This is a genomic window from Sphingorhabdus buctiana (assembly GCF_042680825.1).
GTDB lineage: Bacteria > Pseudomonadota > Alphaproteobacteria > Sphingomonadales > Sphingomonadaceae > Sphingorhabdus_B > Sphingorhabdus_B buctiana.
Map to the genome: position 1 here is coordinate 476754 of NZ_JBHUEL010000002.1, position 14775 is coordinate 491528.

The 14775-nt window shown below is 56.8% G+C and carries 14 protein-coding genes; 7 read left to right on the forward strand and 7 right to left on the reverse strand.

The genetic code is table 11. The features are described 5' to 3' along the window. Nucleotides 1–35: 35 nt before the first annotated feature. The 3 genes from moaB to ACFSAG_RS02755 are packed head-to-tail and all read right to left on the reverse strand — an operon-like array spanning nucleotide 36 to nucleotide 3080. Complete coding sequence (gene moaB / locus ACFSAG_RS02745; RefSeq protein ID WP_374610986.1) at nucleotides 36–563, reverse strand: molybdenum cofactor biosynthesis protein B; 528 nt, start codon at nucleotides 561–563, stop codon at nucleotides 36–38. Beyond that, nucleotides 550–2313, reverse strand: coding sequence for a lytic transglycosylase domain-containing protein (locus tag ACFSAG_RS02750; RefSeq protein ID WP_381511164.1), 1764 nt, complete (start codon nucleotides 2311–2313; stop codon nucleotides 550–552). Before ACFSAG_RS02750 ends, moaB begins: the two co-directional genes overlap by 14 nt. A gap of 2 nt (nucleotides 2314–2315) precedes the next feature. After that, nucleotides 2316–3080 carry a uracil-DNA glycosylase family protein gene (locus ACFSAG_RS02755; RefSeq protein ID WP_374610990.1) on the reverse strand — a complete coding sequence of 255 codons (765 nt, stop codon included), beginning with the start codon at nucleotides 3078–3080 and terminating at the stop codon, nucleotides 2316–2318. Nucleotides 3081–3196: 116 nt separating this feature from the next. On the opposite strand from ACFSAG_RS02755, the gene ACFSAG_RS02760 reads away from it, so the two are divergent. The 7 genes from ACFSAG_RS02760 to ACFSAG_RS02790 are packed head-to-tail and all read left to right on the forward strand — an operon-like array spanning nucleotide 3197 to nucleotide 11608. Next, nucleotides 3197–4843, forward strand: coding sequence for an electron transfer flavoprotein-ubiquinone oxidoreductase (locus tag ACFSAG_RS02760; RefSeq protein ID WP_374610992.1), 1647 nt, complete (start codon nucleotides 3197–3199; stop codon nucleotides 4841–4843). A 43-nt stretch (nucleotides 4844–4886) separates the two neighbouring features. Next, nucleotides 4887–6434 (forward strand): tetratricopeptide repeat protein, encoded by a 1548-nt coding sequence (locus ACFSAG_RS02765; protein WP_381511167.1) that lies wholly within the window; start codon nucleotides 4887–4889, stop codon nucleotides 6432–6434. A gap of 4 nt (nucleotides 6435–6438) precedes the next feature. Further along, entirely contained in the window at nucleotides 6439–7278 is an 840-nt protein-coding gene (locus ACFSAG_RS02770) for a 4-(cytidine 5'-diphospho)-2-C-methyl-D-erythritol kinase (protein ID WP_381511169.1), read from the forward strand. Continuing rightward, nucleotides 7275–8009, forward strand: coding sequence for an N-formylglutamate amidohydrolase (locus tag ACFSAG_RS02775; protein ID WP_381511171.1), 735 nt, complete (start codon nucleotides 7275–7277; stop codon nucleotides 8007–8009). The genes ACFSAG_RS02770 and ACFSAG_RS02775 overlap by 4 nt, the downstream gene beginning before the upstream one ends. 57 nt (nucleotides 8010–8066) lie before the next feature. Then, nucleotides 8067–9923 (forward strand): dihydroxy-acid dehydratase, encoded by a 1857-nt coding sequence (ilvD, locus tag ACFSAG_RS02780; RefSeq protein ID WP_381511173.1) that lies wholly within the window; start codon nucleotides 8067–8069, stop codon nucleotides 9921–9923. A 59-nt stretch (nucleotides 9924–9982) separates the two neighbouring features. Then, nucleotides 9983–10357, forward strand: a complete 375-nt coding sequence (locus ACFSAG_RS02785; protein ID WP_381511175.1) for a hypothetical protein — start codon at nucleotides 9983–9985, stop codon at nucleotides 10355–10357. 48 nt (nucleotides 10358–10405) lie between these two features. Next, complete coding sequence (locus ACFSAG_RS02790) at nucleotides 10406–11608, forward strand: class I SAM-dependent RNA methyltransferase (RefSeq protein WP_381511177.1); 1203 nt, start codon at nucleotides 10406–10408, stop codon at nucleotides 11606–11608. A 7-nt stretch (nucleotides 11609–11615) separates the two neighbouring features. On the opposite strand, the gene ACFSAG_RS02795 is transcribed toward ACFSAG_RS02790, so the two are convergent. The 4 genes from ACFSAG_RS02795 to ACFSAG_RS02810 all read right to left on the reverse strand — a co-directional run bounded on the left by ACFSAG_RS02795 (nucleotide 11616) and on the right by ACFSAG_RS02810 (nucleotide 14751). After that, the gene (locus tag ACFSAG_RS02795) at nucleotides 11616–12053 is read right to left on the reverse strand and encodes an MAPEG family protein (RefSeq protein ID WP_381511179.1); all 438 of its coding nucleotides are present in this window, start codon (nucleotides 12051–12053) and stop codon (nucleotides 11616–11618) included. A 26-nt stretch (nucleotides 12054–12079) separates the two neighbouring features. Continuing rightward, nucleotides 12080–12502, reverse strand: a complete 423-nt coding sequence (locus ACFSAG_RS02800) for an MAPEG family protein (RefSeq protein WP_381511181.1) — start codon at nucleotides 12500–12502, stop codon at nucleotides 12080–12082. Between the two features lie 68 nt (nucleotides 12503–12570). Beyond that, complete coding sequence (locus ACFSAG_RS02805) at nucleotides 12571–13782, reverse strand: type III PLP-dependent enzyme (protein WP_381511183.1); 1212 nt, start codon at nucleotides 13780–13782, stop codon at nucleotides 12571–12573. Between the two features lie 186 nt (nucleotides 13783–13968). Next, complete coding sequence (locus ACFSAG_RS02810) at nucleotides 13969–14751, reverse strand: hypothetical protein (protein ID WP_381511185.1); 783 nt, start codon at nucleotides 14749–14751, stop codon at nucleotides 13969–13971. Nucleotides 14752–14775: the final 24 nt, after the last annotated feature.

Consider the following 14775-nt stretch of genomic DNA (forward strand, 5'->3'; position numbering starts at 1 on the left):
TAGGGTATCATGTCATTTGGAACATATAAAGAACATTATTGTTCGCGCAGGCGCGGCATTAACTCGACAAAGTTGCACGGTTTGTGGCGGCTATCTAGCTGGTGGACGAGGATTTTCTCCCATCCATCGCGCACAGCGCCGTTCGAACCCGGCAAAGCAAAAATGTAAGTCCCACGGGCAAGGACAGCGCAGGCTCGGCTCTGGATCGTGGAAGTACCGATGCTGTCATAGCTAAGCATGCGGAATAGCTCGCCAAAGCCGGGAATATCCTTGCTCTTCACCTTGTCGAGAGCTTCGGGCGTGATATCACGACCCGTCAGGCCGGTGCCGCCGGTGAGGATGACCGCATCGACATTGTCGTCATCGATCAATGTGTGCAATCGCGCCACCAACCGAGACGTATCGTCGCGTTCGATCATCCGATCGACCAGATGATGCCCCGCGCCGACGATGAAATCAGCGAGCAGATCACCACTGGTGTCGTTTTCGTATGTGCGGGTGTCCGAAACCGTGATCAACGCGATGTTGACCGGCTTGAATGGCTTGTTTTCATCGAGCGGCAATGCTGCCTCCATTTTTCGGGGGCGACATGCGCACAGTGGCCACGCGACCTTCCTTGGGAACGGTGGGCCACAAATATTGGGCAAGTCCCTTCATGCTGCCACCATTCTTGCCGCGCTGGATTTCGTACATCCAGTAGTTGCGCAGTACGATCGAGACATAGCCGCGCGTTTCCCAGAAAGGGATGGATTCGATGAACAGCAACGGATCTCCATTGTCGCGGATTTCGCTGTTCCAACGCGAAAGCGGGGCAGGCCCGGCATTATAAGCAGCGATAACCTTAGGCAGCAAACCGCCCGTCGCGTTCATGTCGCGCAGCTTTTCGATATAGCTCTGGCCATATTCGAGATTGACCGAAGGCCTGTCGAGATCACTCGCCGAGATGAAATCGCCGCGTGCCCGGGCCATTTCCTGCGCCGTGCTGGGCTTCACCTGCATCAGGCCGCGAGCACCGGCGCCGCTGATAACCGAGGTGCGGAACGCCGATTCCTGCAGCGAATGCGCGTAAACCAGCGAAGGATCTATCCGCCAGCCGCCGGCAGGTGTCCAATTGGGGTAGGGATAGCGCATCATCGGGTCGAGCTTCTGCCCCGACGGCCCATAATGCCCCATCCACAATTGCGTCGCGGGAAGGTTCAGTGCCCCTGCAACTTGCGCCAAGGCCGCGTGGTGTGCCGGATTGCCGATACGCGCCTGGTGCCGGAGTGCTTCTTCGGCGAGGTTTTCCTTGCCGATTGCGGCCAGAGCAACGGCGGTGCGGACATTTTCCGTTTGGCCTAACTGTTTCCAGTCGCCTGCATGGTAGCGCATAGTCTTGCGCGCAACAGGCTCCATGCCGAGCGCTTCGCTCGCCAGCAGCCCGTAAAATGTTTCCTGCAACCTAGCGGCTGCCTGCAAACGCGGCTGAACCTGCTGCGGTTGGCGCGATGCCATGGCAGCACGACTGCTCCAGAACAGAGCTGCGCTTCGCAACTCATCATTGCCGGCCATTCGGGAAACTTTGTCAAAGCTGGAAAACGCTTCGCGGTGATTGCCAAGTCGCCAGTTGGCCAGCCCATGCACCCATTCGGATTGGATGCCCCATTCACCTGCAGCGAGACGCCCTTCGGCTGCCACTCGCTGGGCGTTCGTGTCGTCATTTTCGATATAGTAAGACCAAGCTACCCGATAACGCAGTTCTGCCAAACCAGCCGCGTCAAGCGTCGCGGATTGATCGATGAGCAAGGCTTCGGCTTCGGACGGGTTGTCGGCCTTGATCAGTTCCTGGATTTGCGAACGCAAAGCGGCAGCGGTCGGGACGCTGCCCGGAAGGTCGCGTTTCGGGGCGCTTCCCAAAAAGGAGAAACGCCGTGTACCCGGGCGTTGCGGCAAAACCGCTGCACCACGCTTGATCGCCATGCGCTCAAGCTGTTCAGCCTGCGGAAGCCATGGGGCCTCTTGCAAAAGTTCTTCGAGTTGCGCGACTTCTACCTTCGGGCTGCCTGCTGCGAGATAAAGCTCTGCACGCGCCATGGACTTCATCGGTCCGGCCGGTGACCCGTCGATCAATCGTGCGGCTTCGGCCCAATTCCTGCCATCGATTGCCGCGAAAATGGAAGCAAAATTCTGGCGTTCCTTGCCGCTCGGCATAGCACCCAGCGCGTCCAACGCGCTAGGAGTAACGGCTTGACGCACATTGTCAGCCGTACCCGCCCAAGCCGGGCTGGTGAGCGATGTAGCAACAAATGCCAGTAAAACTGTCTTTTTGGACACGATTACGCCTGATCTCTCTTCACGATCCGCAGAAGATCCTTCCAAGCCTGCGCCTTCAAAGCCGGGCGCACTAACAGGGTTCGCGGATGGAATGTTATCACGCCAGCCAAATTGCCGCCATTTTGGTTAAAATCAGGTAAAATTCCGCGTGTTTCCATCAATTCTTTGCCCGTCAAAGCCTCCGAAACGGAGTTACCGAGCAGCAGCAATTTCTCTGGACGGATGATATTCGCCTGATGGCGGGCAAAACTGCCGAGCAAAGGAAGGTCCTGAGCAGGTAACGCACCGCTGGTAGGGCGGCTATGGGCGAGGGCGCCGATATGCACTTCGCCGCTATCGTAACCACAGGCTTTGAGCATCGCTTTCAGCAGGTTGCCGACTGGCCCATGGCCAAGGCTGCCTGCACGCAGGTCCTCCTCTTCCGGAAAATCGATGAGGACCATGAGCTTAGGCTCAATGATCGCAATCGGAGCGGCGCGGGCCGGGCTGTAGGCATTACCGGGAAGCAATTGGTCGGTTGCAATGGCGGCCATCAATTGCCCGAAGTCGGCGGGCCATTCGGTTCGGGCCGGTTGAACCGCAGCAACGGCGGCGGGTGCAATCGGTGCTGCGCGCTTGGGTTCTTCAAATGCACTTGGCTGGACGGTCTGCTCTTCAAGCCAGTTCACAGGTTGTTCAGCGCACAGATAGTCGACGCCGGCGTCACGCCACCAGCTGATTATCGAGTCTGCGAGGATTTTTCCCCTGTCCTGCGGCGCGACCTGCATGTTTCGTATCAGTCACCGGTTGACGTGAAGGTCAATTGCTTGGCATGGCGAATCCTGTCAGTTGAGGCATATTCGAGACAGCCCGATACGTCGGGCCAAGGGAAGGATGAGTTGAGATGAGCGAACGGGAGTCAATGCCCTATGATGTAGTGATCGTCGGCGGCGGTCCTGCAGGTCTTTCGGCGGCAATTCGCCTGAAACAGATCAATCCCGAAATCTCGGTCTGCATCCTCGAAAAGGGCTCGGAAATTGGGGCGCACATCCTGTCCGGTGCTGTCTTCGATCCCAAGGCGATTGATGAACTGCTGCCTGATTGGAAAGATCAGGGCTGTCCGATGGCGGAAGTTGCCGTCACCGAAAACCACCACTGGGTGCTTTCGCGCGGCGGTCACATGGCAATACCGCACCTTTTCACGCCGGGCTGGATGCATAACAAGGGCACCTATACGGGTTCGCTCGGCAATCTTTGCCGCTGGCTTGGTACGCAGGCCGAAAATCTGGGCGTTGAAATCTTCCCCGGCTTTCCGGCTGCGGAAATCCTTTACAACGACGATGGTTCAGTAAAGGGCGTCGCCACGGGTGACATGGGCGTTGCCCGCGATGGCAGCCATAAACCAGACTATATGCCGGGAATGGAGCTCCATGCAAAATATACCCTTTTTGCAGAGGGTGCGCGCGGACATCTGACAAAGACTCTAAAATCGAAATTCGATCTGGAACGCGACAGCCAGCCGCAGGTCTACGGCCTTGGCATGAAGGAATTGTGGGATATCGATCCTGCCAAGCACAAGCCGGGCCGGGTCATACACACGCAGGGCTGGCCGCTTTCCGAAAGCGAAAGCTGGGGCGGGGGCTTCCTCTACCATCAGGCCAACAACCAGGTTGCCTTGGGCTTTGTGGTCGCACTTGATTACAAAAACCCGCATGTGTTCCCGTTTGAGGAATTCCAGCGCTGGAAGCAGCACCCTGAAATCCGCAAGATTCTCGAAGGCGGCAAGCGCGTTTCCTATGGCGCACGTGCGATTAACGAGGGTGGTTGGCAGTCGATACCGAAACTTGCCTTCCCCGGTGGTGCGCTGATCGGTTGCTCGGCAGGTTTCGTCAACGTGCCGCGCATCAAGGGCAGCCATACAGCTATGAAATCCGGCATGCTGGCGGCGGAGAGCATTTCGGCGGCGCTCGCTGCTGGCCGTGCGCATGATGAACTCAGTGACTACCAGGCTAATCTCAACGAGAGCTGGATCGCGACCGAACTGAAAATGGTCAAAAACGCCCAGCCTGCGGTTGCAAAATATGGCGAAACCTATGGCACCGTGCTGGCCGGTATCGACATGTGGATGCGCACCTTGAAGATCGGCCTTCCAATCGAGATGAAGCATCATGCGGATAATGAATCGATCGGCCGCAAGGATTTGTATCGTCCGATCAACTATCCCAAGCCCGATGGTGTGATCAGTTTTGACCGGCTGTCATCGGTGTTCCTGTCGAACACCAATCATGAAGAAGACCAGCCTTGCCACCTGCAGCTCAAAGATCCTGAGGTGCCGGTAAAGGTCAATCTCGAGCTCTACGACGCACCTGAGCAGCGTTATTGCCCGGCAGGCGTTTATGAAATCGTCGGTAAGGAAGAAGGGCAACCTCGCCTTCAGATAAACGCGCAAAACTGCGTCCATTGCAAAACATGCGACATCAAGGATCCGACCCAAAACATCAATTGGGTCACGCCGGAGGGCGGAGGTGGCCCCAATTACCCGAATATGTAAGCCTCTATCTGCAGTTCTGTTGCTGGCACTGGGTGTGCCGGCAATGGCTGCACAGGACGTCGGTGACCTTTACTGGCTGGCGCAGCGGCACGAAATTGCGGGACGCGGTGATGAAGCCCTGAAAAGCTATGCCAAATTGCTGGCGAAAAGCCCGACGAGCGAAGCTGCCGCCAGCAACCTTTTTTCAGCGGCTGTGCGCGAAGGCAGCTTTGCTGATGCTTTGGCGGCGGTGAAAGCGGCGCAGCGGGCAGGACAGGTCGATAGCGACTTGCCCTTGATGCTGTTCGCAGACGCTTATCGGCGCAAGAAATGGGGCGAGGCTGAAATCGCGCTTCGTGAAGTGGAAGCGCAAGGCGACTTTTCGTTCATGATGCCGATGTTACAGGGTTGGCTCAATGTCGCACAGGGACGCGACTCCCGCGTTTCTGCGCAATCTCTGCAGACGTCGGGGCTTGCCGCTTATTACAGCGATGACCAGTTGATCTATTTCGATCTCGCTGATTGGAATATCGCATCGGCAAAGGTGCGGCTGCGCAATTTCCGCGGATATGACGAACCCTACGGCCGTTTCCTTGCGGGACATGCGATGGGCGAGTTTTCACGCGCGGGAGATTCCGAATTCGCTTCGGCACTTGGACGGCAAATCGGGTTGGATGCGGGCAATTATGGAACCCCGCCGGTGACGGCAGACCTTGGCCTCGCCATGCTTTTTGCGCGACTGGGTTTGGCACTTGATGAACAGCGGCAACCGCAAAAAGGCCTGTATTTCGCTCGGATTTCCACCTGGCTTGCACCATCGAGCGATGCAGCCAAGCTCGCATTGGCAGAGTTGCTCGACCGGCAGGATATGGACGCGAAGGCGTCTGCGATGTTGAAGACGATCGCACCTAATTCACCATTCTGGTTTCCTGCCGTAGTGAACCAGACCCAATTGGCGTCGACAGCAGAGGAGGCTGCAGCGATCGCGAAAGCTGCGACTGAAAGCCAGGCCGCATCGTCGCAGCTCAAACTGCTTTATGCACAAACGCTGGAAAAGGCCGGTAATCGGGATCTTGCGGTTACCGTTTATCGCAGCCTGCTCGACCAGGACAAAAGTGGAGCTGAACCAAAGAAGCGTGCCGTACAACTGCTACTGCTCGCCTCTGCTCTCGATAACAACGGAGATTGGGACAGCGCCCGCAATGCGCTGGAAGACGCCATGCAACTGGATCCCAAAAATCCGCAAATCCTGAACTATCTGGGATATTCGCTGCTCGAGAAGCGTATCGATGTGGTGCGCGGCTTTGAACTAGTATCGAAAGCATACCAACTGGCCCCCTTGTCGGCAGCGATAACGGATTCGCTGGGATGGGCGCATTTCCTGAAAGGCGATGTGGATACTGCCATTCCGTTGCTGGAACGCGCGGTAAAAGGGGCGATTGCCGATGCCGCTATCAACGAACATCTCGGTGATGCCTATTGGGCTGCAGGAAGGCGAAGCGAAGCACGTTTTGCCTGGAAAGCGGCCGCGCTATCGGCAGAAGGACCGGCGACCGAGCGATTGAGCAGAAAGATCGACTTTGGCTGGACCAAAGAGACCGCTGCACCTTGATCCAATGCAATTTCGCGAAACAGCCTATGCCAAGATCAATCTTGCCCTGCATGTGCGCAAACGGCGCGATGACGGCTATCATGAGCTCGAAACTTTATTCGCGTTTGTCGATGGTGGTGACGAGCTGACCGTCGAAACTGCCGATACGGACAGTTTGCACATCTGCGGGGAATTTGGCGAAGGCCTTTCAAATGGCGCAGATAACCTGGTTTTGCAGGCATTGGCAGTGATGCGGCAGTTAGCCGCCGATAAAGGTGTGCTAATACCCCCATTGTCGATTACGCTTGAAAAGCGGTTGCCAGTGGCAGCGGGTATTGGCGGTGGTTCCGCTGATGCAGGCGCGATGATCCGGATGCTCGACGCGCATTTTCTTCACAATGGAAACCAGGGCGAGCTCGTCGCTTCGATGCGTGGCCTGGGGGCAGATGTCGGTGCCTGTATCGTAAGCGAGACACGCATCGGAAGCGGGCTGGGCTGGGAATTGGCTGAGCCTGCGATTGATGATCTTCAAGGGTTCCCCGTGCTGCTGGTCAATCCGCGTATTCCGCTATCAACCGGGCCAGTGTTCAAGGCCTGGGATGGCTTGGATCGCGGGCCGTTACCGGAAGCCAGTGTGCGACAGGCCGCATTGTCTGGCCGCAACGACCTTGAAGCACCAGCGCTAATGCTTTGCCCTGAAATCGGCAGCGTCTTGGCTTCGTTGAGGGCAACCCAACCGATACTCGCCAGAATGTCGGGTTCTGGCGCCACCTGTTTCGCTCTTTATGAAACTATCGAACAGCGCGATGCGGCCCAACGCGAGATGCCGGGAATGTGGTGGATATTATCGGGGAGGCTGCGTTGAACGAGCATGAAGCCTGGCGCGTGGTAGGAACGCCGTCTGCAGGCGGCATATTGATCATCAGCGATCATGCGTCCAACCGCGTGCCCGACGATATCGATCTTGGTATCGATCCCCCGCTTTTGGACCAGCATATTGCGATCGATATTGGTGTTGCCGCTGTCGGACAGCAAATGGCGGAACAAAGGGGTTTTGCGGCATTCCAGGGTAATGTCAGCCGACTTGTCTGCGATTTCAATCGTGAAGAACAGCAGCCGGCTGCAATACCCATCGCCTCCGACGGCCATGCAATTCCGGGCAACGCACTCGATCATGCAGGGCATGAGCAAAGGCTTGACCGGTTTTTTCGCCCTTATCATGCCAAATTGGCCGAACTGCTTGGGAAATATCCGCCCGCGTTGATCCTGTCTTTGCACAGCTTTACGCCGCAATTGGAGAGTCATCCCGAACAAAAGCGCCCATGGCAGGTTGGTGTGCTTTATAATGAGGATGATCGCGCCGCGCGCGTCGCCATTCCCATGCTGGAGGCGGACGGCTTGTGTGTCGGCGATCAACAGCCTTATTCGGGCAAATTGCTCAATGCCACGATGAACCGCCATGCTGAAGCGCATGGGCGCGCCTATCTGGGTATTGAAATACGGCAGGACGAAATTGCTAACGCAGATGGCCAAAAGCTTTGGGCCGAACGACTAATACGAATTTGCAACGATGTGGCGTTGAAACTCCAAGCTTAGCACTGTAAGGCGCTGCAAAAGCCATAATGGCGAAATAAAATTTCAGGAGTCTCCCAAATGCCAGCCCTTCGCTCGCGTACTACCACTCACGGACGCAATATGGCAGGTGCGCGGGGGCTTTGGCGCGCTACGGGCATGAAAGACAGCGATTTCGGAAAGCCCATTGTGGCTGTCGTCAACAGCTTTACCCAATTCGTTCCGGGGCACGTCCACCTCAAGGACCTTGGCCAAATGGTCGCCCGCGAAATTGAGGCCGCAGGCGGGGTTGCCAAGGAGTTCAACACTATCGCGGTCGATGACGGAATTGCGATGGGCCATGATGGCATGCTCTATTCTCTGCCCAGCCGCGACCTGATTGCAGACAGCGTCGAATATATGGTCAATGCCCATTGCGCCGATGCGATGGTTTGCATTTCGAACTGCGACAAAATCACGCCCGGCATGCTGATGGCGGCGCTTCGGATCAACATCCCGGTGGTCTTTGTCTCGGGTGGCCCGATGGAAGCGGGTAAGGTCGTGCTTAAAGGCAAGGAAGTAGCACTCGATCTTGTCGATGCCATGGTTGCTGCGGCCGATGAGAGTTACACCGACGAAGAAGTGGCAACGATCGAGCGCTCTGCTTGCCCGACCTGCGGTTCCTGTTCGGGCATGTTTACCGCCAATTCGATGAACTGCCTTACCGAGGCACTGGGCCTCTCCTTGCCGGGCAACGGTTCGACGCTGGCGACCCATGCTGATCGCAAGTCGCTATTCCTGAAAGCAGGGCGCCTCGCGGTAGAATTGTGCCGCCGTTATTATGAGGAAGAGGATGAAAGCGTCCTTCCCCGCAATGTGGCGAGTTTTGAAGCTTTCGAAAATGCGATGAGCCTCGACATCGCCATGGGAGGTTCCACAAACACCGTTCTCCACTTGCTTGCCGCAGCTTATGAGGGCGGCATAAACTTTACGATGGCGGATATTGACCGGCTTTCGCGCAAGGTGCCTTGCCTGTCCAAGGTCGCGCCGGCGAAGAGTGACGTGCATATGGAAGATGTGCACCGGGCGGGGGGCATCATGTCCATTCTCGGTGAGCTGGACCGCGCCGGCCTCATCCATCGCCATTTGCCCACCGTACACAGTCGCACCATGGGCGATGCACTCGACAAATGGGACATCACGCGCACCAACGATCCGGAAGTGCACGAGTTCTTCAAGGCAGCGCCCGGTGGCGTGCCGACGCAAACCGCATTCAGTCAATCGCGCCGTTGGAGTGAATTGGACACAGACCGCGAAAATGGCGTCATTCGTTCGGCTGAGCACGCCTTTTCCAAGGATGGCGGTTTGGCGGTGCTTACCGGCAATATCGCGCTCGACGGCTGCATCGTGAAAACTGCGGGCGTTGACGAAAGTATTCTGAAATTCACCGGTCCTGCGAAGGTTTATGAAAGCCAGGACGCGGCGGTTACCGCAATCCTGACTGGTCAGGTTGAGGCCGGCGACGTGGTTGTTATCCGTTACGAAGGGCCGAAGGGTGGCCCTGGCATGCAGGAAATGCTGTACCCGACAAGCTACCTCAAATCGAAGGGGCTTGGTGCCGCTTGTGCCTTGCTGACCGATGGGCGCTTTTCGGGCGGCACATCGGGCCTGTCGATCGGCCATGTTTCGCCAGAAGCCGCAGAAGGTGGAACGATTGGCCTGGTCCAGAATGGTGATCGCATCGAAATCGATATCCCCAACCGTACGATCCATCTGGCGGTAAGCGATGAAGAACTGGCGCAACGGCGTGCGGCGCAGGATGCCAAGGGTTGGCAGCCCGCAAAGGAGCGTCCGCGCAAGGTATCGGTCGCGCTACAAGCTTATTCCGCGATGACCACCAGCGCAGCACGCGGAGCAATCCGGGATATTTCGCAATTGGTGGGCAAACCCCGTTCCTGAAGCAAAGCAAGGTTAATGGGCTAGGGCGAAAAGGCCGGTCGCGTTATAGCGTTGGGGTCATGAACCGACGCATCTTCTTCCCTGCCTGCCTTGCCAGCTTGGCACTTGGTGCCTGCGGCGCAGATAGTGGCTCCCAGCCCACGCAAAGTGGGGAAGCGGACCGTGTCGAATGCGCGTTGGCGGGATCCAAGAAGTTTGAACGCGTCTGTCTCACCGAAACCATGCCCGGAGAAAAGGGCCGGATGCTGGTTGTGCGTCATCCTGATGGCGGGTTCCGCCGCTTCAATATCCTGACCGACGGGCGCGGACTGGCACCTGCGGATGGCTTTGATGAAACGACAATCAAGATTTTGGGTGGGGGGATGATCGAAGTCAGTTCTGCCGACGACAGCTATCGCCTTCCCGCGAGCATCAAGCCAAGCGCCGAAAAATAAGCGGCAGCAAAGCTTGCTTCGAACGCATCACACGGGCAAGGCGCTGTAGTGACCGATACCGGGGAAATCATTCGCATAGCATCGCGCGGCGATGGCGTAACTGCCGACGGGCGTCATGTGCCTTTTGCAGCACCCGGAGATCGGTTGAACCCGGGTGGTGGACTGATCCACGGGCCGCACCATGCGGAGCCGCCTTGTCCGCATTTCCAACTATGCGGGGGATGCCAGTTGCAGCATCTCGACGATGCAACGCTTGAAATATTTGTCCGCGATCGGATTATTCACGCGCTCACAGCGCAGGATATTCCGATGCCCGAATTCATGCCGGTGCATGTATCGCCGCCGCAGAGTCGTCGCCGCGTGGCGGTTCGGTCGGCATGGGCAGGCAAGCAGTTCCAATTGGGGTTCAGCTCGGAAAAGAGCCATCGCATCGTCGATCTCACCCAGTGCGATACGATGGTGCTCGAACTGTTTGCCGTGCTTCAGCCGCTTCGCGCTTTTCTTGCGCCCCGCATTGGCCCAAAGCGCAATGTCGAAATCAAGCTGGCCCTGGTTGACCAAGGTGTGGACGTCCTGATCGAAAATTGGTCGCCTGAAGGCCTTGAAACGCATGAGGCCATGACGGGGTTTGCAACCGCGAACAGGCTGGCAAGACTGTCGATTGATGATGGCTTTGGCCCGACAACCTATTGGGAACCAGAACCCGCGACCGTGACTCTTGGCGGGATCGCCGTGGCATACCCGCCTTATGGGTTCCTGCAGGCCACAAAAGATGGCGAGCAGGCTTTGCTGCGTGCCGTTCAAGACATTGTTGGCGAATCTAAATTGGTTGCCGATCTGTTTTCCGGTCTGGGCACATTTGCCTTCGGCATTGCGAGCGGCCGTAAAGTGTTCGCCGCAGAGGCGGAGCGGGCCGCGTTGCTGTCAATGAAAGCTGCTACAGGCAAGGCTGGGCTACAACTATTTGCAGAGCATCGAGACCTGTTCCGGCGGCCTTTGATTCCGGCAGAGCTCAATCGGTTTCAAGCGGTGATTTTGGATCCGCCGCGTGCGGGCGCGCGCGAACAAGTGACTGAACTATCAAAGTCGGAAGTTGCGAAGATTGCCTATGTCAGCTGCAATCCGTCGAGCTTTGCCCGCGATGCGAAGATGTTGATTGCGGCAGGCTATAAGTTGCAGCGTATTTGGCCCGTGGGGCAGTTTCGCTGGTCTACGCATGTCGAACTGGCGGGTGAGTTCACCCGCCAGTAGCGATCAATCAGTGGAATACCGCCAAGATTGCGTGCAGCACGAGCGCCATCAGCGCGAGTGATGACAGGGCGAACAGCAGGAAGCGGACAGCCACCTTGTTCACCAGCGATTGCCACAGGCTGTGTGCAATGCGCAGGCCGACATAGGCCCAAGCCATTGTTGCGTTAAGGCCGTCACCCTGACCAATCATCGCAAGCAAAAGAGCAACGGCGTAAAACACCGTCGGCGCTTCGTGCAGGTGGTTATAATTGTGCGCTTTCCATTGGATGTTGCCGGGCAGCAGGCCTTCAAGCTTCGCCCCGGTCCAGCCCACATCGGCACCCGGTGTTGCATCCTTGGGAAGCTTGTTGATTGCCGGAATACGTGTTGCGTACATCCAGATCCACATCAACATCGTCCAGCCCGCAAGTAGCGCGACCGGTTTCAGAATTTCAGCATGTTCCATATTCAATCTCCCCCCGTGTTAAATGTTTATAGCGTGGCCATCAGAGCATTGACCGCAAGCACGATCAGGCAAACCGTTGACAGCATGAAGATCGAAAAACGCACCATCACTTTGTTGATGGTCGACTGATAGACCGAGTGGATTATACGCAGCGCGACATAGGCCCATGCGAATTTGACCATCAGCGGCGATGCCGCCTGTGTGATGTGCAGGATGAATACAGTCGCGTAAAAGATGGTCGGCTGCTCCATTAGATGCGCATAATTGTGTGATTTCCACGCGGCAGTGCCAAGCATCGGATCGATATCCTGGCCGCGAAGCCCCGGCGCTGGTGGTTCCGATGTCTTGATTTTCGCCAATTTACTGAAGCGTGCGAAGGCCAGCCAACCAAGCATGACCAATGACCATGCGACGAGCACCGCCGCTGGTGCGAGTATAGTTGTATCCATAAAGAAAACCCTCCCCGTTTTCGATGACGGGGAGGGTGCTTCAGTCTTGGTTGATTGTCAAATGCAACTTATTGCGCGGAACGTTTGCCGATCCGGTGGACATTGCCAAGGTCATTGGCGGCGACACGCGCGTAAAGGCTCGCCATCGGTTCATCTTCGACGGTGAAGTCTTCGGTCTCGCCAAAGCCGTTGAATTCGGTGCGCATTGCACATCCATATGCGCCGAGCATCCCGATTTCGATATAGTCACCCGCTTCGATATCGGCAGGCAACACAAAGGGGCCAGCCATATAATCCATGTCGTCGCAGGTGGGGCCATAGAAGGCGAATTCACCATTTTCGGCGCCATCGCTTTCGCGCATCATCTCGACCGGGAAACGCCAGCCGACATGCGCTGCATCGAACAGCGCGCCATAGGCACCATCATTGATATACAATTCGCTGCCGCGGCGCTTTTCGACGCGCACGAGCAACGACGCATATTCGGCGCACAATGCCCGACCCGGCTCGCACCACAATTCTGCGGAGTAGCTGATCGGCAGATCTTCGAAACAGCGATGGATCGTTTCGAAATAGGCTTCGAGCGCCGGCGGCTCCATTCCCGGATAGACTGACGGGAAACCGCCACCGACATCGACGATGTCAACGGTAACCGATGCCTCGACGATCGCGGCGCGGACCTTTTCCATGGCTTCGGCATAGGCAACGGGTGTCATGGCCTGGCTGCCAACATGGAAGGCGATACCGAGGCTGTCTGCAACCTGGCGGGTGGCGACGAGCAAAGCCGCAACTTCGGAAGGCTCTGCGCCGAATTTGGAAGCAAGGCTCAGCTTCGCATGATCCGAAGACACACGGATGCGCACGCACAGTTCAAGATCTGTTGCGGCAATGCCATCTACCGAAGTGGCACGTACGATCTTCTCCAGCTCTTCATGACTGTCGAGGCTGAAAGTACGCACGCCATGATTGTGGTAAGCCTGCGAAATCGCACGCTCCGACTTCACCGGATGCATGAAGCACAGCTTCGCATCGGGCAGGAATTTGTGCACGAGGCGTACTTCGCCAAGCGATGCTACATCATAATGCGTGATGCCAGCTTCCCACAGCGTTTCCAGCAACGCCGGCGAAGGATTGGCTTTCACGGCATAGAGCGAGCGTCCCGGAAACTTCTCTACAAAGAAGCGGGCGGCGCGCGTCGCAGCATGCGGGCGAAGGAGTGTTACGGGCTCGTCCGGGCGCAGGGCGCGGACTAGGGACGCAGCATCAGGATAGTTGTGCAACTCAAGGGACCCCCAATAGTCTGTTAAACCGATAAAAGCGAACAATGCTGCCTTGCGGTTATTGGAAGTCCCCCTGGGGCAGCGGCAGGGCGCTATATGATTCGGGGGGGTAAATGTAAAGAAAAAATGGACCCCATTTGCCCGGTCATGATTGAATGTTTCCGCATGGGGTGGAGTGACTTTCGGTCAGGCCTTCGCCATTTTAACTGAAGGCTTTTTGACGCCGCCTGCACGCCAGCCAAACCAGGCCGCTAGAACGCCGGCCAGAAGACCGGCAACCATCGTTAACACTAACGGGATATGGGCATATGCCCGGAACAGGCCCCCCAATTCTGGGAAGAATGGAGCAAACCACATCACGATTGCTTGCAAAGCCATGAAGAACGCTGCGACCAGCCACGGCGCACCATGCTTTCTGTCCATGAAATACAGAATAAGTGCAAACAGGATGCCGAGACCGTCGCTGATCGCGATAGTATCCTGAACGGCCTGCGGGCCTTCACTGCCAATGAAATTCATCCAAGGCATGAACTGTTCAATCACCCTGGAAAATGGCGATTCAAACAGGATCAGCGGCGTGGCCAGCATATAGCCGGCATGCAGTTTGACGTTCCTTCGCGTTTTCAACGCCTGATAATAGAGGGTCAGGTAGGCGGCGATGGCGATCGCCATGCCCAATCCGAATGACGGGCCATTGTGCAGGATGAATTCATTTTCTGCCGACGCAAACCGATTGGCGGAAACATCAATGATCATCATGAAGCCAAGGATCAGGAATGGAAACAGCGCAAAGCTGGCTAGCCCCATCTGCTTGTGAAAGGCGTTTTCCCGCCTGTGTATCGAAATGCTTTGAACGATTAGCAGCAGCAGCCAAGTCGATGAACTGATCGCGTGCATGTGAAACGCAAACGGGACTTCGCCGATTGCCGACCAATAGCTGGCCCAAAAGCCGCCAAGGATGATCAGCAATACAAAGCCAACAAAATAATGTGC